Annotated in this window: 20 protein-coding genes; 13 read left to right on the forward strand and 7 right to left on the reverse strand. The window is 69.1% G+C overall.

Going from position 1 to position 25,549, the window contains the following annotated elements; all coding sequences use genetic code 11:
- Positions 1-13: 13 nt before the first annotated feature.
- The gene (locus tag QPK32_RS09980) at positions 14-568 is read right to left on the reverse strand and encodes a GNAT family N-acetyltransferase (RefSeq protein ID WP_290412654.1); all 555 of its coding nucleotides are present in this window, start codon (positions 566-568) and stop codon (positions 14-16) included.
- 114 nt (positions 569-682) lie between these two features.
- Here QPK32_RS09980 and QPK32_RS09985 point away from each other — a divergent pair, with 114 nt between their 5' ends.
- From QPK32_RS09985 to QPK32_RS10005, 5 genes are all read left to right on the forward strand, one after another.
- A complete protein-coding gene (locus tag QPK32_RS09985; RefSeq protein ID WP_290412655.1) occupies positions 683-1,999 on the forward strand; it encodes an aspartate aminotransferase family protein in 1,317 nt (438 codons plus the stop codon).
- 16 nt (positions 2,000-2,015) lie between these two features.
- A complete protein-coding gene (locus QPK32_RS09990; RefSeq protein WP_290412656.1) occupies positions 2,016-3,509 on the forward strand; it encodes a CoA-acylating methylmalonate-semialdehyde dehydrogenase in 1,494 nt (497 codons plus the stop codon).
- 34 nt (positions 3,510-3,543) lie between these two features.
- Positions 3,544-5,016, forward strand: coding sequence for an NCS1 family nucleobase:cation symporter-1 (locus QPK32_RS09995; protein WP_290412657.1), 1,473 nt, complete (start codon positions 3,544-3,546; stop codon positions 5,014-5,016).
- 79 nt (positions 5,017-5,095) lie between these two features.
- Positions 5,096-7,099, forward strand: coding sequence for an MHYT domain-containing protein (locus QPK32_RS10000; RefSeq protein WP_290412658.1), 2,004 nt, complete (start codon positions 5,096-5,098; stop codon positions 7,097-7,099).
- A gap of 84 nt (positions 7,100-7,183) precedes the next feature.
- The gene (locus QPK32_RS10005; RefSeq protein ID WP_290412659.1) at positions 7,184-9,013 is read left to right on the forward strand and encodes a DUF885 family protein; all 1,830 of its coding nucleotides are present in this window, start codon (positions 7,184-7,186) and stop codon (positions 9,011-9,013) included.
- 7 nt (positions 9,014-9,020) lie between these two features.
- Here the strand turns inward: QPK32_RS10005 and QPK32_RS10010 are convergent, their stop codons facing one another.
- The 3 genes from QPK32_RS10010 to QPK32_RS10020 all read right to left on the reverse strand — a co-directional run bounded on the left by QPK32_RS10010 (position 9,021) and on the right by QPK32_RS10020 (position 12,233).
- Positions 9,021-9,452 carry a GNAT family N-acetyltransferase gene (locus tag QPK32_RS10010; RefSeq protein ID WP_290412660.1) on the reverse strand — a complete coding sequence of 144 codons (432 nt, stop codon included), beginning with the start codon at positions 9,450-9,452 and terminating at the stop codon, positions 9,021-9,023.
- Between the two features lie 11 nt (positions 9,453-9,463).
- A complete protein-coding gene (locus QPK32_RS10015) occupies positions 9,464-11,209 on the reverse strand; it encodes an allantoate amidohydrolase (RefSeq protein WP_290412661.1) in 1,746 nt (581 codons plus the stop codon).
- Between the two features lie 85 nt (positions 11,210-11,294).
- Positions 11,295-12,233, reverse strand: a complete 939-nt coding sequence (locus tag QPK32_RS10020) for a LysR family transcriptional regulator (protein ID WP_290412662.1) — start codon at positions 12,231-12,233, stop codon at positions 11,295-11,297.
- Between the two features lie 111 nt (positions 12,234-12,344).
- Between QPK32_RS10020 and QPK32_RS10025 the strand changes: the two genes are divergently transcribed.
- Positions 12,345-13,583: a urate hydroxylase PuuD gene (locus QPK32_RS10025; protein WP_290412663.1), complete on the forward strand. Its 1,239-nt coding sequence runs from the start codon at positions 12,345-12,347 to the stop codon at positions 13,581-13,583.
- Positions 13,584-13,590: 7 nt separating this feature from the next.
- Positions 13,591-14,823 carry a M20/M25/M40 family metallo-hydrolase gene (locus QPK32_RS10030; protein ID WP_290412664.1) on the forward strand — a complete coding sequence of 411 codons (1,233 nt, stop codon included), beginning with the start codon at positions 13,591-13,593 and terminating at the stop codon, positions 14,821-14,823.
- Between the two features lie 18 nt (positions 14,824-14,841).
- On the opposite strand, the gene QPK32_RS10035 is transcribed toward QPK32_RS10030, so the two are convergent.
- From QPK32_RS10035 to QPK32_RS10045, 3 genes are all read right to left on the reverse strand, one after another.
- A complete protein-coding gene (locus tag QPK32_RS10035; RefSeq protein WP_290412665.1) occupies positions 14,842-17,214 on the reverse strand; it encodes a S9 family peptidase in 2,373 nt (790 codons plus the stop codon).
- Between the two features lie 212 nt (positions 17,215-17,426).
- Positions 17,427-17,555 (reverse strand): hypothetical protein, encoded by a 129-nt coding sequence (locus QPK32_RS10040; protein WP_290412666.1) that lies wholly within the window; start codon positions 17,553-17,555, stop codon positions 17,427-17,429.
- A gap of 13 nt (positions 17,556-17,568) precedes the next feature.
- A complete protein-coding gene (locus tag QPK32_RS10045; protein WP_290412667.1) occupies positions 17,569-17,757 on the reverse strand; it encodes a hypothetical protein in 189 nt (62 codons plus the stop codon).
- 211 nt (positions 17,758-17,968) lie between these two features.
- Between QPK32_RS10045 and QPK32_RS10050 the strand changes: the two genes are divergently transcribed.
- From QPK32_RS10050 to QPK32_RS10075, 6 genes are all read left to right on the forward strand, one after another.
- Positions 17,969-18,610, forward strand: a complete 642-nt coding sequence (locus tag QPK32_RS10050) for an ANTAR domain-containing response regulator (protein ID WP_290412668.1) — start codon at positions 17,969-17,971, stop codon at positions 18,608-18,610.
- A gap of 14 nt (positions 18,611-18,624) precedes the next feature.
- Positions 18,625-19,800, forward strand: a complete 1,176-nt coding sequence (locus QPK32_RS10055; RefSeq protein ID WP_290412669.1) for a CmpA/NrtA family ABC transporter substrate-binding protein — start codon at positions 18,625-18,627, stop codon at positions 19,798-19,800.
- 283 nt (positions 19,801-20,083) lie between these two features.
- A complete protein-coding gene (locus QPK32_RS10060) occupies positions 20,084-21,379 on the forward strand; it encodes an MFS transporter (protein WP_290412670.1) in 1,296 nt (431 codons plus the stop codon).
- A 25-nt stretch (positions 21,380-21,404) separates the two neighbouring features.
- Positions 21,405-23,942, forward strand: a complete 2,538-nt coding sequence (nirB, locus tag QPK32_RS10065) for a nitrite reductase large subunit NirB (protein ID WP_290412671.1) — start codon at positions 21,405-21,407, stop codon at positions 23,940-23,942.
- 19 nt (positions 23,943-23,961) lie between these two features.
- Positions 23,962-24,312, forward strand: coding sequence for a nitrite reductase small subunit NirD (gene nirD / locus QPK32_RS10070; RefSeq protein WP_290412672.1), 351 nt, complete (start codon positions 23,962-23,964; stop codon positions 24,310-24,312).
- Between the two features lie 2 nt (positions 24,313-24,314).
- On the forward strand, positions 24,315-25,538 hold the full coding sequence (locus QPK32_RS10075; protein ID WP_290412673.1) for an NAD(P)/FAD-dependent oxidoreductase: 1,224 nt from the start codon (positions 24,315-24,317) through the stop codon (positions 25,536-25,538).
- Positions 25,539-25,549: the final 11 nt, after the last annotated feature.

The raw sequence follows: 25,549 nt of genomic DNA on the forward strand, positions 1-25,549 counted from the left end.
GGGGACGCGCGCCTCAGGCCGCGTCCCGGTAGCGGCGCAGCAGGCCGTAGTTGACCGTATCGGCCGGCTCGCCGTGCACGATCCAGCGTTCCGGCATATAGCCTTCCTTGCGGAAGCCCAGCTTTTCCAGCACCCGCGCCGATGCGCCGTTGCGCGGGTCGATGTCCGCTTCGACGCGGTTCAGGCCCAGCACGTCGAAGCCGTAGTCGAGCAGGGCGGCCAATGCTTCGCTGACGTAGCCGCGGCCCCAGTGGCGGCTGCCGATCGCGTAGCCCAGTTCGCAGCGCCGGCTCGCCTCGAAGAAGTGGTGCAGCGCGCAGTTGCCGATCAATTCGCCCGTCTCCAGCAGTTCGATGCCGAAGCGCGCTTCGCTGCCGTCGGCATAGGCGGCGCGGATGCGGGCGATGGCGCGCACGGCCTGGTCGATATCCGTCCACGGCTCGCTGCTCCAGTAGCGCGTGACCAGCGGATCGGAAAACACGGCGTAGTGGGCTTGCGTGTCGCGCTCGTCCATCCAGCGCAGCGTCAGGCGCGGCGTGCGCAGTTCGGTCGGGGTCAGGTGGGGCATGGCATCCTCGTTCTCGTCGCTCGGGGCACGCGGCGCGCGCCGCTGCTGTTATCCTGTCAGCCATTATCGCATCACGATTTTGCTGACAGGTAAATCACTCGCCCGGAGGTGCACATGAACGAAGCGAAGCCGGCATCGATGTCCTCATTCTGGATGCCGTTCACGAACAACCGCGACTTCAAGGCGCATCCGCGCCTGCTGGTGTCGGCGCAGGGCATGTACTACAAGGACGTCGACGGCAATGCGATCCTGGACGGCACGGCCGGCCTGTGGTGCGTGCCCTGCGGCCACGCGCAGCCGAAGATCGTCGCGGCCGTCAGCGAGATGGTGGGCCAGCTGGACTTCGCGCCCACCTTCCAGATGGGCCACCCGGCCGCCTTCGACCTGGCCGAGCGCCTGATGGACTACACGGGCCACAAGTTCGGCCACGTGTTCTATACCAATTCCGGTTCCGAGGCCGTGGACACGGCGCTGAAGATCGCGCTGGCCTACCACCGGGCCCGCGGCGAGGGCAGCCGGACCCGGCTGATCGGCCGCGAGCGCGGCTACCACGGCGTGGGCTTCGGCGGCCTGTCGGTCGGCGGCATCGGCCCCAACCGCAAGGCCTTCGGTCCCCTGCTGCCAGGCATCGACCACCTGCCGCACACCCACGACCCGCTCAGGAATGCCTTCGTCCGCGGCGAGCCGGACTTCGGCGTCGAGCTGGCGGACGAGCTGGAACGCCTGGTGGCCCTGCACGACGCGTCCAACATCGCCGCCGTCATCATCGAGCCCGTGTCCGGCTCGACCGGCGTGCTGGTGCCGCCCAAGGGCTACCTCAAGCGCCTGCGCGAACTCTGCACGAAGCACGGCATCCTGCTGATCTTCGACGAGGTCATCACGGGCTTCGGGCGCCTGGGGACGCCGTTCGCGGCCGACTATTTCGACGTCGAGCCGGACCTGATGACGACGGCCAAGGGCATCACCAACGGCACAGTGCCGATGGGCGCCGTGTTCTCGAAGGCCTTCATCCACGACGCGTTCATGGAGGCGCCGCCCGGCATCGAGCTGGCCCACGGCTATACCTATTCCGGCCATCCGCTCGCCTGCGCCGCGTCGCTGGCCACGCTGGACGTGTTCCAGGAACAGGGCATCGTCGAGCACGCACGCGCGCTGCAGCCTTACTGGGAAGATGCCGTGCATGCGCTGCGCGGCCTGCCGCACGTGATCGACATCCGCAGCATCGGCCTGGTGGCCGGCATCGAGCTGGCGCCGATTCCGGGCAAGCCGGGCGCGCGTGCCTTCGCCGCCTTCAAGCAGGCGTTCGCCGACGGCGTGCTCATCCGAGTCACGGGCGACATCATCGCGCTGTCGCCGCCATTGGTGCTCGAGAAGAAGCATATCGACGAACTGTTCGGCAAGCTCGCCGACGTGCTGAAACGGCTGGACTGACAACAAAAGGACAAACATGGAGACGATCGGACACTACATCGGCGGCAAGGCGCATGCCGGCACGGGCGGACGCCAGGCCGACGTGTTCAACCCCGCGCTGGGCGAACCCTGCGCGCGCGTGGCGCTGGCGTCGCGCGCGGACGTGGACGCCGCCGTGGCGGAGGCGGCCGCCGCTTTTCCCGCCTGGGCCGCCACGCCGCCGCTGGCGCGGGCGCGCGTGTTGTTCAACTACCTGCAGCTGTGCCGCCGGCACACGGACGATTTCGCGGCGCTGGTGGTGCGCGAGCACGGCAAGACCTTCGCGGACGCCGAGGGCGAAGTGGCGCGCGGCATCGAAGTCGTCGAGTTTGCCGTCGGCATCCCGCAACTGCTCAAGGGCGAGTTTACGGACCAGGTCGCGCGCGGCATCGATGCCTGGTCGATGCGCCAGCCGCTGGGCGTGGTGGCCGGCATCACACCGTTCAATTTCCCCGTGATGGTGCCGATGTGGATGTTTCCTGTCGCAATCGCCTGCGGCAATACCTTCGTGCTGAAGCCGTCGGAGCGTGATCCCTCTCCCGCGCTGCTGCACGCCCATCTGTTGCAGCAGGCGGGCCTGCCGGACGGCGTGTTCAACGTCGTGCAGGGCGACCGGGACGCCGTCGATGCGCTGCTCGACCATCCGGACGTGGAGGCGCTCAGCTTCGTCGGTTCGACGCCGGTCGCGGAGTACGTCTACACGCGCGGCACGGCCGCCGGCAAGCGCGTGCAGGCCCTGGGCGGCGCGAAGAACCACCTGGTCGCGATGCCGGATGCCGACATGGACATGGCCGTGGACGCCCTGGTCGGCGCCGCCTACGGTTCGGCGGGCGAGCGCTGCATGGCGATCTCGGTCGCGGTGGCGATTGGCGACGCCGGCGATGCGCTGGTGGCCAGGCTGGCCGAGCGTACGGCGGCCCTGAAGATCGGCGACGGCATGACGGCCGGGGCCGAGATGGGCCCCGTCGTCACGCAGGCGGCGAAGCAGCGCATCGAGAGGCTGATCGGCGAGGGCGTGGAACAGGGCGCCACCCTCGTCGTGGATGGACGCGGCTGCCGCGTCCCGGGCCGCGAGAACGGCTTCTTCGTCGGCGGCACGCTGTTCGACCACGTGCGGCCGGACATGTCGATCTACCGCGAAGAAATCTTCGGCCCCGTGCTGTGCGTCGTGCGCCTGCCGGACATCGGCAGCGCCCTCGAACTCGTCAACGGCAACGAGTACGGCAATGGCGTGGCCCTGTTCACCCGCGACGGCGGCACGGCGCGCGAATTCGTGCGCCAGGTCGAGGCGGGGATGGTCGGCGTGAACGTGCCGCTGCCGGTGCCGATGGCGTTCAACAGCTTCGGCGGCTGGAAGCGCAGCCTGTTCGGCGACCATCATGCGTACGGGCCGGAGGGCGTGCGCTTCTACACGCGCCACAAGGCGGTCATGCAGCGCTGGCCGAATACGGCCGGCCGCGGGGTAGAATTCGCGTTCCCGCACACGACATGAACGCCGGTCCGGCCGGCGCCACACGACGAATCCGATGAGCAGCCCCGCAGCCGACAACGACCTCTGGAACGACGACCTGGCGCCCACCGGCGCCGCCCAGCGCACCTGGCGCTGGTATCACTTCGCCGCCCTGTGGGTGGGAATGGTCATGTGCATTCCCGCCTACACGCTGTCGGCGAGCCTCGTCGAAGCCGGCATGTCGGCCTGGCAGGCGGTGCTGACGGTATTCCTCGCGAACGCCATCGTGCTGCTGCCGATGCTGCTGATCGGCCACGCCGGCACCAGGTACGGCATCCCGTACGCCGTGCTGGCGCGCGCCGCCTTCGGCACGCGCGGGGCCAGGCTGCCGGCGCTGATGCGCGCCATCGTCGCCTGCGGCTGGTACGGCATCCAGACCTGGTTCGGCGGCAGCATGATCCATACGCTGCTGGGCGTGCTGGCGGGCCACGAGATCGGCGGCGAGCGCATCGCGGGCCTGGGCATCAACGGGGCGCAGCTGGGCTGCTTCCTCGCGTTCTGGGCGATCCAGTTCTGGTTCATCGTGCACGGCATGGAATCGATCCGGAAGCTCGAGACCTGGACCGCGCCGCTGAAGATCGCCATCTGCTTCGTGCTGCTGGCCTGGGTGTACGACAAGGCGGGCGGCTTCGGCCCGCTGCTCGGCAAGCCGTCCGCCTTCGTGCCCGGCGGCGCGAAGGAAGGGCAGTTCTGGACCACGTTCTGGCCGTCGCTGACGGCCATGGTCGGCTTCTGGGCCACGCTGGCGCTGAACATTCCCGACTTTACCCGCTTCGCGCGCAGCCAGCGCGACCAGGTGGTCGGGCAATCGGTGGGCCTGCCGGTGCCGATGGGATTGTTGGCGGCGCTCGCGGTGATCGTCACCTCGGCCACCGTGGTCCTGTACGGCAAGGCGCTGTGGGACCCGGTCGACCTGGCCAGCCGCATGACGGGCGGCGCCGTGCTGGTCGCGCTCATCGTGCTGCTGGTCGATACCGTCAGCGTCAACCTGGCCGCCAACCTGGTCGGCCCGGCCTACGATTTCTCCGCGCTGGCGCCGCGCCGCATCTCCTACCGCGCGGGAGGCTACCTGACCGCCGCCATCGCGCTGGCGATGATGCCCTGGAAAATACTCGAATCGACCCAGGGCTATGTCTTCACCTGGCTGATCGGCTACTCGGCCCTGCTTGGCCCGATCGCCGGGATCTTGATGGTCGATTACTACGTCGTCCGCAGGACGCGCCTGGACGTCGAGCAACTGTACCGCGACGATGGTGCCTACGGCTACGCGGACGGGCGGCTGCGCGGCTGGAACGGGGCCGCCATCGCCGCCTTCGCCGCCGGGGTGGCGCCGAATATCCCCGGCTTCCTGAACGCGGCCTTCCCGCATGCCTTTCCGGACGTGGGCGCGGGCTTCAAGGCCTTGTACACCTACGCCTGGTTCGTCGGCGTGGCGGTCGCGGCGCTCGTCTACGGCGTGCTGATGCAGGGACGCGCAGCGATGCGTTGAACGGCGCGCCGGTCCGATTCGGCGGCCGCTGCCGGCCGGTGGTAGCATCGGTACAACGCATTTCCTTGACCGAGTCGATATGCTGATCGGGTATTACGAAACGCCGCTGGTGCTGGCCTCCATCCTGGTCGCGATGGCGGCCTCGTACGCGGCGCTGGGGCTGGCCGGGCGGGTGGCCCAGGCACAGGGCCGCGCCGTGCTGGCCTGGACGGTGGGCGGCGCCATGGCCATGGGGTCGGGCATCTGGGCCATGCACTTCATCGGCATGCTGGCGTTCCGCTTGCCGATCCCGACCGGCTTCGACATTCCCATCACCGTCGTTTCCCTGCTGCTGCCGATCGCCGCCTCCGGCCTGGCGCTGTGGCAGGCCGGCCGTGCCGACCTGGGCCCCGCGCGCCTCGCCGTCAGCGCCGTGCTGATGGGGATCGGCATCAATGCGATGCACTACACGGGCATGGCCGCGCTGCGCATGGCGCCGGGCATCGTCTACGACCCGCTGCTGTTCGCGCTGTCCGTGCTGATCGCCATCGGCGCCTCGGCGCTGGCGCTGTGGATCGCCTTCAAGCTGCGCCGCAATGGCCCGCGCGTATGGATGGCGCGGCTCGGCGCGGCCATCGTCATGGGCGCCGCCATCGCCGGCATGCACTACACGGGCATGGCGGCGGCCGGCTTCCCGGAAGGCAGCGTGTGCCGCGCCGCGGACGGCGGCGTCGACCACGCGGGCGTGGCGACCCTGGTCATCATCGCGACCTTGTGCGTGCTGGCGCTGGCGCTCGCCATGTCCGTGTTCGACGCGCGCCTGCAGGCCAACGGGCGCATGCTGGCCATGTTCCAGGCCATGGCCGAGGAGCGCCAGGACCTGCTGCTGCGCGAGCGCGCCGCGCGCGACGAGGCCGAGCACCTGAGCGCCATGAAGGACGAATTCCTGGCCACGCTGTCGCACGAGCTGCGCACGCCGCTCAACGCCATCACGGGCTGGGCCGCCATGCTGCAGCGCGGCGGCAAGGACGCGGCCACCGTCAAGCGCGGCCTGGACACCATCGAGCGCAATGCGCGCGCCCAGGGCCAGCTGATCGACGATCTGCTCGACATGAGCCGCATCGTGTCGGGCAACCTGCGCCTGGAGGTGCAGCCGGTCGACCCGGCGCGCGTCGTCGAGGCGGCGCTCGCCACCGTGCACCCGGCCGCGGTGGCCAAGCAGATCGTCCTGCGCACGTCGATCGGGCGCAATATCGGCGGCGAAGGCGGCATCGTGCTGGCCGATCCGGCGCGCCTGCAGCAGGTGATGTGGAACCTGATGTCGAACGCCGTCAAGTTCACCCCGGCCGGCGGCAGCGTGGAGGTGCTGCTGGCGCGCGAGCGGGATGCCGTCGTGCTGCGCGTGATCGATTCGGGCATCGGCATCGACCCCGAATTCCTGCCGCACGTGTTCGACCGCTTCCGCCAGCAGGATGCATCGATCACGCGCCGCCACGGCGGGCTCGGGCTCGGACTGTCGATCGCGCGCCAGCTGGTCGAGCTGCACGGCGGCACCATCGAGGCCGACAGCCTGGGCGCGCACGCAGGCGCCACGTTCACCGTGCGCCTGCCGCTGCTGCGCGCGCCGGCGCCCGCGCTGCGGCCGGCGACCGCCGCGCCGACGCAGGCGCCGCCGCCCGCCGGGCCGGAAGGGGGCCTGCCGGACCTGTCCGGCGTGAAGGTGCTGGTGGTCGACGACGCGCTCGATACGCTCGACGTGCTGGAACGGATCCTGAAGGCCAGCGGCGCGTCGACGATGACGGCATCGAGTGCCGGCCACGCCCTGGACCTGCTCGAGCGCGAGCGGCCCGACGTGATCGTCAGCGACATCGGCATGCCCGACATCGACGGCTTCGAGCTGGTGCGCAGCATCCGCCGCCGCGAGAGCGCGTCCAGCGGCATCCCGGCCATCGCCCTGACCGCCTTCACGCGCCAGGGCGACCGCGACCGCGCGCTGCAGGCGGGCTTCACCGACTACATGGCCAAGCCGGTCGACGCGGGCCTGCTGGTCGCGCGCATCGCCGAGGCGGTGGGGCCGCGCAGCCATGCGGCGCCGGCGGCATGACGGGCGGCCGCAATCCGCGGGCCGATAACGGGAAGTTCAAACGCGACTGTTGTATCCTTTTCCGCATTCATCGAAAGGATGCCCATGCCCCGTCCGCCGTTTTTCGCGCCCGCCCATGCCGCCACGCTGCTTGCCGCACTGTCCTGTGCGCCGCTCCTCGCCGTTCCCATGCTGCCTGCCCATGCCACCGCCGATGCCGCCGTCCCGGCCGCCGAACGCCAGGTGAACGACCTTGCCGCCCGCTTCTACGATGCCCGCGCGCGCTTCGACCCGCTGCTGTACGCGACGGCGAATGGCGACGGCCGCTACGACGACCAGCTCGGCATGGCGATCGCCCCGCAGGTGCGGGCGCGCTACCTGGCGCAGAACCACGCCTTGCTGGACCAGCTCCGGGCCCTCGACCGCGCGCGCCTGTCGCCGGCGGCGCAGCTGAACCGCGACATCCTGGAATCGGAGATCCGCAGCCAGCTCGACCTGGAACGCTTCCCGGAACACCTGCTGCCGCTGAACCAGTTCGACAACGTGCCCAGCAACCTGGCCAACTATGCGGGCGGCACCGGCTCCCAGCCGCTGGGCACGCCCGCCCAGTACCGCGCCTACCTGCGCCGCCTGGAGCAGCTGCCGGCCTGGATCGACCAGGCCGTCGCCAACATGAAGGAAGGCATCCGCCTGGGCATCGTGCAGCCGAAGATCATCACCGAGCGCATGCTGCCCCAGTTCCGCCAGCTGAGGAGCGGCACGCCCGAGGCGAGCGTGTACTACACGCCCGTGAAGAACATGCCGGCGGGCTTCCCGGAGCAGGACCGGCGGGAACTCACGGCCGGCTACCGCCAGGCGGCCGTCGCCATCGACGCCGCGCTGGCACGGCTGAACGCCTTCCTGGAAAAGGACTACCTGGCCGCCGGCCGCGCGAGCGCGGGCTACGGCGCGCTGCCCGACGGTGCCGCCTGGTACCGGGCGCGCATCCGCAACAATACGAACCTCGACCTGGCGCCCGACGAGATCCACGCGCTGGGCCTCAAGGAAGTCGCGCGCATCCGCGCCGAGATGGCCAAGCTGGCGCCGCAGCTGGGCTACGACGGCCCGCTGGACCAGTTCCCGCACTGGGTCGCCGCCCAGCGGCGCTTCAAGCCCTTCAAGAGCGAGGCCGAGGTGCTGGCGCGCTACCGCCAGCTCTACGCGACCGTCGAGGGCAAGCTGCCCGCCTACTTCACGCTGCTGCCGCAGGCCAAGCTGGACATCCAGCCCGAGCCGGCGCTGACGCGCGCGACGGCGTCCGACCACTACACGCCGGTGGCTGCCGACGGCTCGCACCCGGGCACCTTCTGGGCCGTCGTCAACGACCCCAGGGAGTACGACACGACCGGCATGGCCACGCTGCTGCTGCACGAGGGCGTGCCGGGCCACCACCTGCACGCGGCGCTGCTGAAGGAATTGCCGCTGCCGGACTTCCGCAAGTTCTTCACCGAGCACCCGAGCGCCGCCGCCTACGGGGAAGGCTGGGCGCTGTACTGCGAGACCCTCGGCAAGGAATTCGGCCTGTACGACGATCCGGCGTATTACTACGGCCACTTGAACGACGAGCTGCTGCGCGCCGTGCGCCTCGTCGTCGACACGGGCATGCATGCCCAGGGCTGGCCGCGCGAGAAGGCCATCGCGTACGCGCGCGAGGTGCTGGGCTACGACGAGGCCCGGGCCGCCAACCAGATCGAGCGCTACATGGTGTGGCCGGGCCAGGCGCTCGCCTACAAGGTCGGGGCGCTGAAGATCCTCGAGCTGCGCGAGCGCGCCCGCCGGGAACTGGGACCGAAGTTCAGCTACGCGGGCTTCCACGCCGTGGTGCTGGGCGACGGCACGCTGCCGCTGCCGATCCTGCAGGCGCGCGTCGAGCGCTGGATCGCGGCGACCAGGTGAGGCGCCGTCAGGCGTCCTGCAGGTAGCCGCGGGCGTGGGCGGCGGCCGGGTCCTCGAAGATGGCCATGGCCGTCGTCATGCGCCGGAAGCCCAGGTGCGCATAGAAGCCTTCCTTGCCCGGCACGGCGTACAGGAAGATCTTCTTGTGGCCCTGCGCCAGCGCCAGCAAGTCGGCGACGAGGGCGCGCCCCAGACCCCGGCCCTGGTAGTGGGGCAGCAGCGCGACGTCGCACAGGTAGGCGACGTCGACGCCGTCGGCCAGCACGCGCCCGGCCGCCACCAGTTTGCCGCCGTCGAACACGAAGCGCTTGAACATGCTGTTGGCGAAGGCGCGGCGCAAATCGTCCGGCGCCTTGCGGGCCAGCGGCGCGACGCGGTACAGCTCGGCCAGTTCCTGCCAGTCGACGTGCTCGGGCGAATCGGTCCAGGCGAGGGTCATGCCGCCGCCTTTCAGGAGCAGGAACGGAAAAAGTCGAGCAGCACGGCGGCGGCGATGTCGGCATCGTCGGCCGTCATGGTCTCGAGCGGATTGTGGCTGATGCCGCCGTTGCCGCAGCGCGTGAACAGCATGGCGACGTCGGTCAGCCCCGCCAGCGCCATGGCGTCGTGGCCGGCGCCGGACGGCAGGTCGAAGCGCGGCAGGCCGGCCCGCTCGACGGCGGCGCCCAGCCGGTCCATCAGCCGGGGCGCGCACGGCACGGCGGCCGCCTGCACCAGCGTCTCGACTCCGTAGCCGATGCCGCGCCGCGCGCAGATGGCGGCGATGCCGTCCATGACGTCCCGCACGGCGGCCAGGCGCTCGTCGTCTTCGGCGGCGCGGATGTCGAGCGACAGGCGGCAGCGGCCCGGGACCACGTTCACGGAGCCGTCCGGCACGGCCAGCTGGCCGACGGTGCCGACCAGCGCGCCGCGTCCGCCGCAGCGGCGCTCCACCAGCAGCACGATCTCGGCGGCGGCCGCGGCGGCGTCGCGGCGCATGCCCATCGGCGTCGTGCCCGCATGGCTGGCCACGCCCTGCAGCTCGACCAGGTAGCGCGAGCTGCCGGCGATGGCCGTGACGACGCCCAGCGGCAAGCCGCGCTCCAGCAGCACCGGTCCCTGTTCGATGTGGACCTCGACGTAGCCCAGCAGCGAGGCCGGGTCGCAGGCGATGGCCGGAATGGCCTGCGGATCATGGCCGGCCGCCTGCAGCGCCGCGCGCATCGTGATGCCGTGGGCATCGACCTGGTCCAGCTGCGCCAGGTCGAAGCGCCCGGCCAGCGCGCTGCTGCCCAGGAAGGTGCTCTTGAAGCGCACGCCTTCCTCCTCGGCGAAACCGACGACCTCCAGGTGGAAGGGCAGGCGCTCGCCGCGCGCGTGCAGGTGGCGCACGATGGCCAGCGGCAGCAGGATGCCCAGGCGGCCGTCGTACTTGCCGCCGTTTCTCACCGTGTCGTAGTGCGAGCCGGTGAGCAGGGTCTTCGCTTCCGGGGCCGCCGCGGCATAGCGCCCGACCACGTTGCCGACGGCGTCGACGTGCACGTCCATGCCGGCGTCCCGCATCCACGCGGCCAGTTGCCGGGCGGTGCGCTGGTGGGCCTCCGTCATGTAGGCGCAAGTCAGCGCGTGTTCGTCGTCGCTGATGGCGCCGAGCTGCTCGGCCCAATCCATGATCGCGGGGCCGAACGGCAGGTCGATGCCGAGCAGGGCGTTCAGGCGGATCTCGGCGATGCGGTGCACCTGGCGCAGGCATTCGGCCATCTCCACCTGCGGCTGGTGCGCCAGCCGGCGGCGGAAGGCGGCGATGACGGCCTGGCGCGGCAGGCCCTTTCCGGTCGGGCCCTTGACGGCGAGGATGAACGGGAAGCCGAACTTGTCGCGGTAGGCGGCGTTCAGTTCATGCAGGGCCGCGTATTCCTCCGGGCTGCAGCGGTCCAGGCCGGAAGCGGCCTGCTCGCCCGTCGATTCGGCCGTCAGTTCTCCCGCGATCGCCGCCTTGCCTGCCAGTTCCGGGTGGGCGCGCAGCAGGGACAATTGCTCGTCCTGGCTGGCCTGTGCCACCGCGTCCTGCAGCGCCAGCTTCAGCGCGGCGAGGCTGGCGAAGGGACGGCGCGCGGCGGCGCGCTCGGGTATCCAGGGCGAATGCTCGTAGATGCCGTGCAGCGCCTGCACGAAGCCCGGCAGGTCCAGGCGATTGAGGTCCGCAAGTGTCGTCATGCAAAGTTCTCCGATCGAAGCAGCCGATGATACGTCCCGCCGCCGTCCCGTTCATACGCCGGCCATGATGACGGCTATACGCGCGTCAGCGTTTGACCAGGGCGCGGGCCGCCGCCGTCACCTGGTCGCGCAGCCATTTGTGCTCGGCCGACTGGTGCACGCGCTGGTGCCACAGCTGGTAGAAGCGCATCGGCGGGAATTTCAGCGGCACCGTGAAGGTCTTCAGGGGCAGCGTGTTCTCGTAGAAGCGGATGAACTGGCGGCCCGTCGTCAGCACCAGGTCGGTCTGCGTCAGCATGTAGGGGATCAGGCCGAAGTAGGGCGACTCGACGGCCACCTTGCGCTGCAGGCCCTGGCGTTCCAGGAAGGCGTCGATCACGCCGTGGTAGCCGGGCAGCATGGCGGCCGGCGCCACGTGCGGCAGCGTCAGGTAGTCGTCCAGCGTCATCGCGTCGCTGGCCGTGCGCCTGGCATAGGCGCTGTCGGCCCGCATCACGCAGGTGATCGGGTCCTCGAACAGTTTCGAGATGTGCAGGTGGGCGGGCGGCTCGTCCCAGTTGGCGATGACGAGGTCCATGTCGCCGTCGGACAGCATGCGCAGGTAGTCGGTGCCCGGTCCCAGGTGGTGCAGCGCGACCCGGCTGTTGGGCGAGCCGCGCCGGATGCTGGCGACGACGTTCGGCAGGAACTGGGTGTCCAGGTAGTCCGGCGCCGCGATGTGGAAGGTGCGCGCGGCCTGCTCGGGCACGAACGGCGACTTGCGGATGAACAGGCTCTCGGTCTCGTCCAGGATGCGCTTGGCCGGTTTCAGCAGGCTTTCGCCGTGCTGGGTCGGCACCATGCCGCGCGCCCCGCGCACCAGCAGCGGGTCGCCCGTCAGCTCGCGCAGCTTGCGCAGCGAGGCCGAGATCGAGGGCTGCGGCTGGTTCAGCTTGAGCGCCACCCGCGAGACGTTCTTTTCGACCAGCAGCAGGTACAGGATGCGGATCAGGTGCAGGTCGAGGTGCTGGGGAAGGCTGGACATGGCGCGCGCGGACACGTATATCTGTGTGAGTATGTCGAATATACGGCATATTTCATGTTGTATAAAATAAAACCAGCGTATCTTCGATTCATCGACGTCTAAAGGATGCCCATGGAGTTGCTCGGATATTACGTACCGTACGGCCTGGAGTGGATGAACCTGCTGGTGCGCTGGCTGCACGTCATCACGGGCATCGCCTGGATCGGCGCTTCCTTCTATTTCGTCTGGCTCGACAACTCGCTGCGCCCGCCGGCCCCCGGTTCCGACCTGGCGCAGAAGGGCGTGTCCGGGGAATTGTGGGCCGTGCACGGCGGCGGCTTCTACAACCCGCAGAAGTACATGGTGGCCCCCGCCCAGCTGCCGAAGGAACTGCACTGGTTCAAGTGGGAAGCGTATTCGACCTGGCTGTCCGGCTTTGCGCTGCTCACCATCGTCTATTACTTCAATGCCCAGGCCATGATGGTCGACCGCGGCGTGGCCGACCTCTCGTCCTGGCAGGCTGTCGGGCTGGGCCTCGCCAGCCTCGTCGTCGGCTGGATCGTCTACGACCTGCTGTGCCGCTCCAGGCTGGGCAAGCACGACCTGGCGTTCGGCGCCGTCGTGTACCTGCTCCTCGTCGGCGCCGCCTGGGTGCTGACGCATTTCCTGAGCGGGCGCGCCGCCTACATCCACGTGGGCGCGATGATCGGCACCATCATGGTCGCGAACGTGGCGATGGTGATCATCCCGGGCCAGCGCAAGATGGTGAACGAGATGGTCGCCGGCAGGAAGCCCGATCCCATCTACGGCATCCGCGGCAAGCAGCGCAGCGTCCACAACAACTACTTCACGCTGCCGGTGCTGTTCATCATGATCAGCAACCACTTCGCGATGACCTACCGCCACGACCATGCCTGGCTGGTGCTGGCCGCGATCATGCTGGCCGGCGTGTTCATCCGCCACTTCTTCAACCTGCGCCACAAGGGCCGCATCGCATGGAAGTACCCGGCCATCGGCGTGGCGATCCTGCTGGCGACGATGGTGGCGCTGCTGCCGGCGCCGCCAGGCATGACCGGCAACCGTGCGGCGGCGTCCGCGCCGTCGTCGGCCGCGCAGTTCGCCGCCGTCAAGACCATCATCGACCAGCGCTGCGTGTCCTGCCACGCGGCGCATCCGACCCAGCCCGGCTTCGCCACGGCGCCGGCCGGGGTGGCGCTGGACGACGTGCACGGCATCGGCCAGAACGCCGCGCGCATCTACCAGCAGGCGGTGCAGCTGAAGGCGATGCCGCTGGCGAACCTTACCAATATGACGGATGCCGAGCGCGCCCAGGTCGCGGCCTGGTTCGAGTCCGGCGCCAAGACGAATTGAACCCATCATGGAACAGAACAAGGAACGGCTGCTGGCCTGGATCGACGCCCACTTCGACGAAGAGGTCGCCTTCCTGCAGGACGTGATCCGCGTCCCGACCGATACCCCGCCGGGCAACAACGCGCCGCACGCGGAAGGCGTAGCGCGCATGGTCGAGGCCTGGGGCTGGACGGCCGAGCGGCACGCGGTACCGGCGCGGCAGGTGCACGACTACGGCATGGAAAGCATCACCAACCTGATCGTGCGCCGCCCGTACGGCGACGGCGGGCCGACCGTGGCGCTGAACGCCCATGGCGACGTGGTGCCGCCGGGCGAGGGCTGGAGCAAGCCGCCCTACGGCGGCGTGGTGGAGGATGGCTACATCTACGGCCGCGCCGCGGCGGTGTCGAAAAGCGACTTCGCCACCTACATCTTTGCCGCGCGCGCGCTGGAGGCGCTGGGCGTGCCGCTGAAGGGAGCGCTCGAGCTGCACTTCACCTACGACGAGGAATTCGGCGGCCTGCTCGGCCCCGGCTGGCTGCTGGAGCAGGGGCTGACCAAGCCGGACTTCGTGATCGCCGCCGGCTTCGCCTACGACATCGTGACGGCCCATAACGCCTGCCTGCAGCTGGAGATCACCGTGCACGGCAAGGCCGGCCACGGCGCCATGCCGGAGACGGCCGTCGACGCGCTGCAGGCCGCGACGAAGATCCTGAATGCGATCTACGGCCAGCTGCCCGAACTGAAGAAGATCCGCTCGCAGGTCCCCGGCATCGATTCGCCGACCATGCTCGTGGGCCGCATCGACGGCGGCACCAATACCAACGTGGTGCCGGGAAAGGTCGTGATGAAGATGGACCGGCGCATGATTCCCGAGGAGGACCCGGTGGCCGTGGAGGCGCAGGTGCGCGCGCTCGTCGAGGATGCAGTGCGCGGCCTGCCGGGCATCCGGCTCGAGATCCGCCGTTTGCTGCTGTCGCAGGCGCTGCGCCCGCTGCCGGGGTCGGAGCAGCTGGTGGCCAGCCTGCAGCGCCATGGAGCCGCGATACTGGGCGAGGCACCGCAGGCGAAAGGCACGCCGCTGTACGCGGATGCGCGCCTGTACGGCGAGCGCGGCATCCCGGCCGTGCTGTACGGCGCAGGCCCGCGCACGGTGCCGGAGTCGAACGCCAAGAAGGCCGACGAGCGCCTGGCCCTGGACGACCTGCGCAAGGCCACCAAGGTGGTGGCGCTGACGCTGCTCGACTTCCTGGCCGCGTGAGCGGCCCGGCATGTCTGTTTACTTGAGCGTGCGTTCGAACAGCTGGTAGATGCGGCGGTACTCGTCGTACCAGCTCTCCGGCTGCACGAAGGAGTGGCGCTCCATCGGATACGGGGCCAGCTCCCAGTTGTCCTTCTTCAGTTCGATCAGGCGCTGGGCCATGCGCACCGAGTCCTGGAAGAACACGTTGTCGTCGACCATGCCGTGCGCGATCAGCAGGTGGCCCTGCAGGTTCTGCGCATACTCGATCGGCGACGAGACCTTGTAGGCTTCCGGATCCAGCTCCGGCGTATTCAGGATGTTGGCCGTGTACTCGTGGTTGTAGGTGGTCCAGTCGGTCACCGGGCGCAGCGCGGCGCCGGCCTGGAACACGCCCGGCGCGCGCAGCATGCCGATCAGCGTCATGAAGCCGCCGTAGCTGCCGCCGTAGATGCCGACCTTGGCGCGGTCGCCCTGCTGGTTCGCCACCATCCAGTTCACGCCGTCCAGGTAGTCGTCCAGTTCCGGGTGGCCCATCTGGCGGTAGATCGCCGTGCGCCACTTCGCCCCATAGCCTTTCGAGGCGCGGTAGTCCATGTCCAGCACCACGTAGCCCTTCTGCACCAGCAGGTTGTGGAACATCTGCTCGCGGAAGTAGGGCGTGTAGCGGCGCGACACGTTCTGCAGGTAGCCGGCGCCGTGCACGAACATCACGACCGGATACTGCTTGCCCGGCTCCAGCTGCTCGGGGCGGTACAGCTTGGCCCACACCGGGTCGGCGCCGTGGGTCGAGGGCACCGGGACCAATTGCGGCTGGATCCAGTCGCGCGCCTTGAAGTCCGCCGTGCGGGTGTCGGTCAGCTTGACGGCCGCGCCGCCGTGCGACGGCAGCGTGGCGATCTGCGGCGGCAGGTAGGGGCCGGAGAAGTGCACGAGGAGCTTCTTCTGGTCCGGCGACAGGCGGAAGTCCTCGACGCCGCCATCCAGGCTGCTGACTTCGCGCGTGGCCCCATCCTTGGCGGAGACGGCGCAGACTTCGTAGGCGCCCGGCGTCTTGCGGTTGCACAGCAGCCAGGCCGTCTGGCCGTCGGCCGACCAGGCCACGTCGGACGCTTCCCACTTGCCGCCGGTCAGGGCGCGGGTCTTGCCGCCGGCGTCGCGCACGTACAGGTGCGAGTAGCCGCTTTCCTCGGACAGGTACCACAGGGTCTTGTCGTCGGGCAGCCAGCCGAATTCGTTGTTGTCGTAGTTGACCCAGGCTTCATCGCTCAGGCGGTGCACGGGCTTCAGGGCCGCGCGCGGCAGGTCGACGGTGGCGATCCAGCGGTCCTTGTTGTCGACCGAGCGCAGCATCACGGCCACGTTGGTGCCATCCTGGCTCCAGGTGATGGCCTCGCCGCGGAAGCCGATCATGGCCGGGCGATTGCCCTTGAGCGGGTCGAGCTTCTGCGCGACGCGCATGGCGGCCAGCGGATCGACGGCGATGCCGGGCAGGGCGTCGAACGCCAGGTCCTTCACCTCGCGCGTGGCCAGGTTGACCAGTTTCAGGCCGTGGCCCTGCGGCGGATTGCGGCCGACGCGGGTGCGTTCGTCCGAGAATTCCTCGTAGCCGCTCTCGGTGACGTAGCGCGGCATCTTGCCGACGCGGCCCTTCGGCGCATCCTTCGGACCCGTCACCACCAGCAGCCAGCGGCCGTCCGGCGACAGGGCACTGCTCACGATGGCGATCTTGTCGCCCAGGTAGATGGGAGCCGGCGCCCGGCTCGGGTCGGCGCGGCGCTCTTCCTCGGCGCGCGCGCGGGTGGCATCGCGCTCGTCCTTCTGGCGCTTGAGGGTGGCGATCAGGCGCAGCTGCAGGTCGCGCAGCGCATCCGGGTCCTGCGCGGCCGGATCCTTGGCGGCGCGGATCACGGCCAGCGGCGCCAGCACGCGGTCCTGGCGGTCCCACTGGTACCAGTCGTCGCCCGCGCGGAACTGGATCGCGCGGCCGTCGGCGCTGTACTGCGGCGTGGCGATGGTGGCGCCGCTGCCGCGCGTGACCTGGACCAGGGCGCCCGTCTTCAGGTCGCGCTCGAACAGGTCACCGTTGCGCACGACGATGGCGCGGGTGCGTTCGCGGTTGAACAGCACGTCCGGGCTGTCCAGCTTGGCCAATTCGGCATCCTTGACCTGGCTGGCGCCGGCCTTGCCGGCATCGACGCGGAAGATGTCGCGCACGGGCGAGCCGGTACGCTTCTGCTTGTAAATCACCTGCTTGCCGTCCCAGTTCCACCACGCCGCTTCCACGGGCGTGCCGATCCAGTCGGGATGGGCCATCGCCTGGTCGAGGGTAATGGGCGTCGAAGCGAAGGCGGGCGCCGCAGTGAACGCAGCGAAGGCGGCGAGTACGGTCAGGGCAGGGAGTCGGATCATCAGTCGGAGGCGTGCTTGAGAGATTGCAAAAAAGCATTCTAGCTCAGCAAGTCATGCGGCTGGGATCGGAATTCGGAGGAAACGCGGCGGCGTGGCGCGCACGCGTAATAACAGCGCGTGGCGGCAGTGTTATTGCAATGCACAAAAAACAACGCCCGGCCAATGCCGGGCGTGGGAGATGGCGGAGCGGCTGACAAATCAGCCGGGTTTCCTTAATTACGGTAGTCGGCGGCCCACTGCTCGGTCGGTCCGCTGACCGACGGGTTGCGCACGAACATCACGATACGGGTGACGATGGCGAGTGCCGAGATGGCGACGGTGACGTATTCGATGGCGGTCATGGCGGACTCCCTATTATTTGGTGTGGACGCGGTTCATTTCGGCGGCGAGGGCGCCGCTGGCCGGCTGGGCAGCGTCGACGACGAACCAGCCGCCGTGGGCGGTGTACATCTCGATGGCAAAGCCGCGCAGCTTGGCGGCGACTTCGGCGAACTGGTGGCGCAGTCCCTTGTTCTGCGCCGAGGTGATCGTTGCGGTGTTCATGCTCATCTCCGGTAAAAAATCTCTCGTGTTGCGATGCAGTATAGGACCGTTTGCGTCATAAAAAAACTTTTAGTTTGTGATGTGTCGCATCAGTTTTGTGAATGTTTTCTGCATGGAAACTATCTGTCGTCTTTACTTCGGTTATATGGCTGCCGAATATCTTTGAGGAAACATCACCTGCGATGGTCCGAAACTTGCATATCCCCCAGGCATGAACTCGCCCCCGAAGCTTCCACGCACCCTGCGCATCGTCGTCGTGAACACGGTACCCGCCGACGGCGCCGGCGAAGCCGCCCTGGAAGCCCAGGCACGGCGCAACACGGCGCTGCGCATCGGACTGCTGGAATCCGGCTACGACATCGTCGCCTCGCTGCCGGCCGACATCTTCCTGCCGGAGCGGATCGCCCAGATCCAGCCCGACATGATCATCATCGACAGCGAATCCGATGCGCGCGACGTGCTCGAGCACATCGTCATCGCCACCCGCGACGAGCCGCGCCCCATCGTGCTGTTCACCGACGACCAGACCACGTCCAGCATGGACGCGGCGATCGATGCCGGCGTGTCGGCCTATATCGTGGCGGGGCTGCAGGCCGAACGCGTGAAGCCGGTGCTGGACGTGGCGCTGGCGCGGTTCCGGCGCGAGCAGCGGCTGCTGGACGAGTTGTCCGACACGCGCCGCCAGCTGGCCGACCGCAAGCTGATCGAACGCGCCAAGGGCCTGTTGATGGCCAAGAGCGGCTTGAGCGAGGAGCAGGCATACCAGAAGCTGCGCGGCATGGCGATGAACAAGAAACTGAAACTGGCCGAGGTGGCGCAGCGCATCCTCGACGTCGAGGATCTATTAGGCTGAAAGGCAATCTATCTATGGCAGGTGCATTCATCGCCGGCTCCGACCGCCCCGAAAAAGGCGTGATCCGGGTCGGCTTCATGCCGCTGACCGACTGCGCGTCGGTCGTGATGGCGTCCGTGCTGGGGCTGGACGAAAAACATGGCATCCGCATCGAGCTGCACCGCCAGCATTCGTGGTCGGGCATGCGCGACCGCCTGCTGGGCGGCGAGATCGACGCGGGCCACCTGCTGACGGGCCTCCTGTACGGCATCGAGACGGGCATCGGCACGCCGGCCACGCGCATGGCGGCGCTGATGACCTTGTCGCGCAACGGCCAGGCGATCACGCTGTCGCGCACGCTGGCGGCGCAGGGCGTGACGGACCTGGCGTCGCTGGCCGCGCTGCAGAGAAAGCACCAGCGCCGCCTTACCTTCGCCCATACCTTCCCGACCGGCGACCACGCGATGTTCCTGTATTACTGGCTGGCCGCCGGCGGCATCGATCCGCTGCGCGACGTGCAGGTGGCGACGGTGCCGCCCAGCCAGATGGCGGGCAACCTGGCGGCCGGCCATATGGACGGCTTCTGCGCCGGCGAGCCCTGGGGGGCGCGCGCAGTGCTGGACGGCAGCGGCTTCACGGCCGCCGCCAGCCAGGACATCTGGCCCGGCCACCCGGGCAAGGCGCTGGGCGCCACCGCCGCCTTCGTCGACGCCAATCCGCACGCCTGCCGCTCGCTGGTCGCGGCCGTGCTGGAAGCGGGGCGCTGGATCGACGAGTCCGCGGAGCACCGCGCGACGGTGGCCGAGGTGCTGTCCAGTCCCGCCTACGTGAACGCCGACCGCCAGGCGATCGCGGCCAGGCTGCGCGGCGAGTACGACAACGGCCTGGGCAGGCGCTGGCTCGACGCCGATCCGCTGCAGTTCCACGCCGGCGGCGCCGCCAATTTCCCCTACCTGTCCGACGGCATGTGGTTCATGACCCAGCACCGGCGCTGGGGCCTGCTGCGCGAGGAGGTCGACTACGCGGCCATTGCCGCCAGGGTCAACCGGGTCGGCCTGTACCGCGAGGCGGCGCTGGTGGCCGGCGTGCCGGCGCCGTCCGGCCTGATGCGCACCTCGATGCTCATGGACGGCAAGGCCTGGACCGGCGCCGACCCCGCCGCGTATATCTCTTCCTTCCCGATCCACCGTCCGGCGCTGGCCGGCGCGTGATTGGTGCGCCACCCTGGCGGAACATGCCCCCATTTCGCGCATGGTGCACCGCAATGAAGCGCAGGCCCTGAGCGCGCCGGCGCCGGCCAGGGGCAAGCGCTTCTGGCACGGGTCTTGCAAACACTCCCGGCAAGGATCAACGGCGATCCCGAACGAAATACAGCGCCGGCCCAACGGAGGGCCGGCACAGGACAACGGCGTCCGCTGCACCCGAGCGCGCATGCACCCGCATGCACGCCCCGGCAGGCAGCGGACGCCTTTTCTTTTTTCAGGGGAACCAACCATGTCGGGCAAAGCAAACAGCATCAAGCTCTTCTCCTTCAATTCGCCGCAGATGCGCGCCTTCCACATGAGCTGGGTGGCCTTCTTCGTGTGCTTCTTCGCCTGGTTCGCCTGCGCGCCGCTGATGCCCGTCATCAAGGGCGAGTTCCACCTGTCGATGGCGCAGATCGCCGACATCAACATCGCCGCGGTCGCCATCACCATCCTGGTGCGCCTGCTGGTCGGCCCGCTGTCCGACCGCTTCGGCCCGCGCAAGACCTATACCGGCCTGCTGGTGCTGGGCGCCATCCCCGTGCTGGGCGTGGCGGCCGCGCAGAGCTACGAAAGCTTCCTGCTGTTCCGCCTGGGGATCGGCGCGGTGGGCGCCAGCTTCGTGATCACCCAGTACCACACGTCCGTGATGTTCGGACCCAAGGTCGTCGGCACCGCCAACGCGGCATCGGCCGGCTGGGGCAACAGCGGCGGCGGCGCCGCGCAGGCGCTGATGCCGCTGCTGATGGGCGCCGTCGTCATGCTCGGCGTGAGCGAGACGCTGGGCTGGCGCGTCGCGCTGCTGGTGCCGGGCCTGGCGATGCTGGTCACGGCCGTCGCCTACTGGAAGCTGACCCAGGACTGCCCGGAAGGCAACTTCGACGAACTGCGCGCCCAGGGCATCCCGTTCGAAGCGAACAACAAGGGCGGCATGGCCAGCTTCCTGGAAGCCTGCCGCAACTACCGCGCCTGGCTGCTGTTCGTCACCTACGGCGCCTGCTTCGGCATCGAGCTGTTCGTCCACAACATCGCCGCCACCTATTACGTCGATCACTTCGGCCTGTCGCTGAAGGCGGCCGGCATGGCGGCCGGCAGCTTCGGCCTCCTGGCACTGTTCGCCCGCGCGCTGGGCGGCTGGCTGTCCGACCGCGCGGCCAACCGCGGCGACCTGAACTCGCGCGTCACGCTGCTGTTCGTGCTGATGCTGGGCGAGGGCCTGGGCCTCTTGTGGTTCTCGAACACGACCAGCGCCGCGCTGGCCATCGCCGCCATGCTCGCCTTCGGCCTGTGCACCCACATGGCCTGCGGCGCCACCTATGCGCTGGTGCCGTTCGTGAACCGCAAGGCGCTGGGCGGCGTGGCCGGCATCGTCGGCGCGGGCGGCAACGTCGGCGCCGTGCTGGCGGGCTTCCTCATGAAGGGCACGGGCGACGTGCGCCAGACCTTCCTGATCCTGGGCGGCCTCGTGCTGCTGTCGGCCATCTGCGCCATCGGCGTGCGCTTCAAGCTCGCAACCATCGAAGGCGCGGCCCCGGCGGCGGCGTAAGCATCAAGGTACAAGGAGTCCGAGCATGAAACTGATCGTCATCGGCCACGGCATGGTGGGCCACAAATTCCTCGAGACGCTGTTCGCCGATCCGCAGGCGGCGGACGGTGTCGACGTCACCGTCCTGTGCGAGGAGCCGCGCCCGGCCTACGACCGCGTGCACCTGTCCTCGTTCTTTTCCGGCACGACGGCCGATGCACTCTCGCTGGTCGCGCCCGGCTTCTTCGAACGGCACGCCGGCCGCATCGACCTGAAGCTCGATGCCAGGGCCGTCGAGATCGACCGCGCCGCCCGGACCGTGACGCTGGCCGACGGGGCCGTGCTGGCGTACGACAAGCTCGTCTTCGCCACCGGCTCGACCCCGTTCGTGCCGCCCGTGCCGGGCCGCGAACGCGAGGATTGCTTCGTGTACCGCACCATCGAGGACCTGGAAGCGATGCTGGAATGCGGCGCGCGCGGCAAGTCCGGCGTCGTGGTCGGCGGCGGCCTGCTGGGCCTGGAATGTGCGAAAGCACTGCGCGACATGCAGTTGGACACCCACGTGGTCGAATTCGCGCCGCGCCTGATGGCCGTGCAGGTCGACGACCCGGGCGGCCGCATGCTGCGCACCAAGATCGAGGAACTGGGCGTGACCGTGCACACGCAGAAGAACACCTTGCGCATCGTCGACGGCGAGGCCGCCACGCACCGCATGGAGTTCGCCGACGGCAGCGTTCTCGAGACGGACATGATCGTGTTCTCGGCCGGCATCCGCCCGCGCGACGAACTGGCGCGCGCCTGCGGCCTGGCCATCGGCCCGCGCGGCGGCATCGCCATCGACGACGCCTGCCTGACCTCGGATGCGAACGTCTACGCCATCGGCGAATGCGCCGCCTGGAATGGCCAGACCTTCGGCCTCGTCGCCCCGGGCTACGACATGGCGCGCACCGTCGCCAAGGCGCTGCTCGGCCAGCAGGGAACCTTCGCCGGGGCCGACATGAGCACGAAGCTGAAGCTGATGGGCGTGGACGTGGCCTCGATCGGCGACGCGCATGCCGCCGCGCCGGGCGCGCGCAGCTTCCAGTACACGGACGAGCGCAAGCAGGTGTATAAAAAAATCGTCGTGTCCGACTGCGGCAAGCGCCTGCTGGGCGCCGTGCTGGTCGGCGACGCGGCGGAGTACGGCACGCTGCTGCAGATGATGCTGAACGGGATCGCGCTGCCGGAAGCGCCGGAATTCCTGATCCTGCCCCAGGCGGAAGGGGGCGCGCGCCCGGCCATCGGCGTCGACGCGCTGCCGGCCACGGCCCAGGTCTGCTCCTGCAACGCCGTCACCAAGGGCGCGATCGCGGACGCGGTGGCCGCCGGCGCCTGCGACATCGGCGCCATCAAGGCCTGCACCAACGCCGGCACGTCCTGCGGCGGCTGCGTGCCGCTCGTCACCCAGATCATGAAGGCGGAAATGCAGAAAGCGGGCCTCGCCGTCAGCAACCACCTGTGCGAGCACTTCCCGTATTCGCGCCAGGAACTGCACCACCTGGTGCGCGTGGGCGGGATCAAGGATTTCGGCACGCTGCTGCACAAGCATGGCAAGGGCCTGGGCTGCGACATCTGCAAGCCCGTCGCCGCCAACATCCTGGCCTCGACCTGGAACGACTTCGTGCTCAAGCCGAAGCACGCCAGCCTGCAGGATTCGAACGACTACTTCCTCGGCAATATCCAGAAGGACGGCACGTATTCCGTCGTGCCGCGCATGCCGGGCGGCGAAGTGACGCCGGACGGCCTGATCGCCGTCGGCCAGGTCGCCAAGAAATACGGCTTGTACACCAAGGTCACGGGCGGCCAGCGCGTCGACCTGTTCGGCGCGCGCGTGGACCAGCTGCCCGCCATCTGGGAAGAACTGATCGCGGCCGGCTTCGAATCCGGCCACGCCTACGGCAAGTCGCTGCGCACGGTGAAGTCCTGCGTCGGCTCGACCTGGTGCCGATACGGCGTGGGCGATTCGGTCGGCTTCGCCATCGCGCTGGAGAACCGCTATAAAGGCTTGCGCGCGCCGCACAAGATCAAGTTCGGCGTCTCCGGCTGCACGCGCGAATGCGCGGAGGCGCAGGGCAAGGACGTCGGCCTGATCGCCACCGACAAGGGCTGGAACCTGTACGTGTGCGGCAACGGCGGCATGAAGCCGCGCCATGCGGAACTGCTGGCTTCGAACCTGGACGAAGCCCAGGTCGTGCAGCTGGTCGACCGTTTCCTGATGTTCTACGTGCGCACCGCGGACCGCCTGCAGCGCACCAGCACCTGGCGCGAGAACCTCGAGGGCGGCCTGGATTACCTGAAGCAGGTCGTCGTCGACGACAGGCTGGGCATCGCCGCCGAACTGGAAGCGGACATGCAACGCGTCGTCGACACCTACGAGGACGAATGGAAGAACGCCGTCGAGGACCCGGCCGTGCGGCGCCGCTTCCAGACCTTCGTGAACAGCGACGCCGTGGACGACGACGTCGTGTTCGTGCCGGAGCGGGGCCAGATCCGTCCCGCCACCATCGAGGAACGCCGCCGCACCATTCCCATCGCAGTCGCTTGAGAAGCACAAGGAGAACGCCATGCACCGTGACATCGCATTGACCAGGGAGTGGAGCCCCGTCTGCCCGCTGGAGCGCATCGTGCCCGACACGGGCGTGTGCGCCCTGCTGAACGGGCGCCAGGTGGCCGTGTTCCGCGTGGGCGACGCAGCGCCGCGCCTGTTCGCCATCGATAACTTCGACCCGAACGCGCACGCCGCCGTGCTGTCGCGCGGCCTGGTCGGCAGCCTGGGCGAGCGCATCGTCGTCGCCTCGCCGATCTACAAGCAGCATTTCGACCTGCAGACGGGCGAGTGCCTGGAGGCGCCGCACAACTCCGTCGCCAGCTACCCCGTGCGCGTCGAGGACGGCCACGTCTGGGTGGGAGCCTAGCCATGACGGCGCCGCGCTCGCAGTCGCTCGTCGTGATCGGCAACGGCATGGCCGGCATGCGCACGGTCGAGGAACTGTTGAAGCTCGCGCCGGACATGTACCGCATCACCGTGTTCGGCGCCGAGCCGCACGGCAACTACAACCGCATCCTGCTGTCGCCCGTGCTGGCCGGCGAGAAAACCGTCGACGAGATCATGCTGCACACGCGCGCCTGGTACGACGAGAAGGGCGTCACGCTGCACGCGGGCGACCCGGTCGTGCGCATCGACCGCAAGCGCCGCACCGTGCATGCGGCGTCGGGCCTGGCCATGGGCTACGACCGCCTGCTGATCGCGACGGGATCGAAGCCCTTCATCGTGCCCGTGCCGGGCCACGACCTGCCGGGCGTGATCGGTTTCCGCGATTTGCAGGACGTCGACACGATGCTGGCCGCGGCGCGCGCGGGCGGAAGGGCCGTCGTGATCGGCGGCGGCCTGCTCGGCCTGGAAGCGGCGAACGGCCTGCTGCGCCGCGGCATGGACGTGTCGGTCGTGCACGTCACGGGCAGCCTGATGAACCAGCAGCTCGATCCGCCCGCGGCCGAGCTGCTGCGCGCCAGCCTGGAGCGGCGCGGCCTGCGCATCCTGCTGAACCGCCAGACCGTCGAGATCGCGGGCGTGGGGCGCGCCCAGTCGGTAGTGTTCGAAGGCGACGAGGAGATCCCGGCCGACCTGGTCGTGATGGCGGCCGGCGTGCGTCCCAATATCGACCTGGCCCGGTCCGCGGGCCTGCATTGCGAGCGTGCCATCGTCGTCGACGACACGCTGCAGACCTACGACCCGCGCGTGTACGCGGTGGGCGAATGCGTGCAGCACCGGCGCGCGACCTTCGGCCTGGTGGCGCCGATCTGGGACCAGGCGCGCGTGTGCGCCGCCCACCTGGCGGGCGCCGGACACCGCCGCTACGTGCAGCAGGCCACGGCCACCAAGTTGAAGGTGACGGGCGTGGACCTGTACTCGGCCGGCGACATCGTCGGCGGAGAAGGCAGCGAAGACCTGGTGCTGCGCGACCGCCGCGGCGGCGTGTACAAACGCCTGGTGGTCGCCGGCAACCGCCTGACGGGCGCCGTGCTGGTCGGCGACGTCGCCGACGGTCCCTGGTATTTCGACCTGATCCAGCGGCGCACCGACATCTCGTCGATGCGCGACCAACTGTTGTTCGGCCAGGCCTGCGCGACCGCGGCCTGACGAGGAGTCCT

It is taken from the genome of Massilia sp. YIM B02763 (assembly GCF_030412015.1).
In the GTDB taxonomy this organism is placed as follows: Bacteria; Pseudomonadota; Gammaproteobacteria; order Burkholderiales; family Burkholderiaceae_D; genus Telluria.

What these genes read in the sequence shown, in the direction of transcription:
- QPK32_RS10005 (WP_290412659.1), top strand. Translation starts at nt 7,184, where the DNA reads ATGCCCCGTCCGCCGTTTTTCGCGCCCGCCCATGCCGCCACGCTGCTT.
- QPK32_RS10060 (WP_290412670.1), top strand. Translation starts at nt 20,084, where the DNA reads ATGTCGGGCAAAGCAAACAGCATCAAGCTCTTCTCCTTCAATTCGCCG.
- QPK32_RS10050 (WP_290412668.1), top strand. Translation starts at nt 17,969, where the DNA reads ATGAACTCGCCCCCGAAGCTTCCACGCACCCTGCGCATCGTCGTCGTG.
- QPK32_RS10035 (WP_290412665.1), bottom strand. Translation starts at nt 17,214, where the DNA reads ATGATCCGACTCCCTGCCCTGACCGTACTCGCCGCCTTCGCTGCGTTC.
- QPK32_RS10000 (WP_290412658.1), top strand. Translation starts at nt 5,096, where the DNA reads ATGCTGATCGGGTATTACGAAACGCCGCTGGTGCTGGCCTCCATCCTG.
- QPK32_RS10040 (WP_290412666.1), bottom strand. Translation starts at nt 17,555, where the DNA reads ATGACCGCCATCGAATACGTCACCGTCGCCATCTCGGCACTCGCCATC.
- QPK32_RS09995 (WP_290412657.1), top strand. Translation starts at nt 3,544, where the DNA reads ATGAGCAGCCCCGCAGCCGACAACGACCTCTGGAACGACGACCTGGCG.
- QPK32_RS10055 (WP_290412669.1), top strand. Translation starts at nt 18,625, where the DNA reads ATGGCAGGTGCATTCATCGCCGGCTCCGACCGCCCCGAAAAAGGCGTG.
- QPK32_RS10025 (WP_290412663.1), top strand. Translation starts at nt 12,345, where the DNA reads ATGGAGTTGCTCGGATATTACGTACCGTACGGCCTGGAGTGGATGAAC.
- QPK32_RS10030 (WP_290412664.1), top strand. Translation starts at nt 13,591, where the DNA reads ATGGAACAGAACAAGGAACGGCTGCTGGCCTGGATCGACGCCCACTTC.
- QPK32_RS10020 (WP_290412662.1), bottom strand. Translation starts at nt 12,233, where the DNA reads ATGTCCAGCCTTCCCCAGCACCTCGACCTGCACCTGATCCGCATCCTG.
- QPK32_RS10075 (WP_290412673.1), top strand. Translation starts at nt 24,315, where the DNA reads ATGACGGCGCCGCGCTCGCAGTCGCTCGTCGTGATCGGCAACGGCATG.
- QPK32_RS09990 (WP_290412656.1), top strand. Translation starts at nt 2,016, where the DNA reads ATGGAGACGATCGGACACTACATCGGCGGCAAGGCGCATGCCGGCACG.
- QPK32_RS09985 (WP_290412655.1), top strand. Translation starts at nt 683, where the DNA reads ATGAACGAAGCGAAGCCGGCATCGATGTCCTCATTCTGGATGCCGTTC.
- QPK32_RS10045 (WP_290412667.1), bottom strand. Translation starts at nt 17,757, where the DNA reads ATGAACACCGCAACGATCACCTCGGCGCAGAACAAGGGACTGCGCCAC.
- nirD (WP_290412672.1), top strand. Translation starts at nt 23,962, where the DNA reads ATGCACCGTGACATCGCATTGACCAGGGAGTGGAGCCCCGTCTGCCCG.
- QPK32_RS10015 (WP_290412661.1), bottom strand. Translation starts at nt 11,209, where the DNA reads ATGACGACACTTGCGGACCTCAATCGCCTGGACCTGCCGGGCTTCGTG.
- QPK32_RS10010 (WP_290412660.1), bottom strand. Translation starts at nt 9,452, where the DNA reads ATGACCCTCGCCTGGACCGATTCGCCCGAGCACGTCGACTGGCAGGAA.
- nirB (WP_290412671.1), top strand. Translation starts at nt 21,405, where the DNA reads ATGAAACTGATCGTCATCGGCCACGGCATGGTGGGCCACAAATTCCTC.
- QPK32_RS09980 (WP_290412654.1), bottom strand. Translation starts at nt 568, where the DNA reads ATGCCCCACCTGACCCCGACCGAACTGCGCACGCCGCGCCTGACGCTG.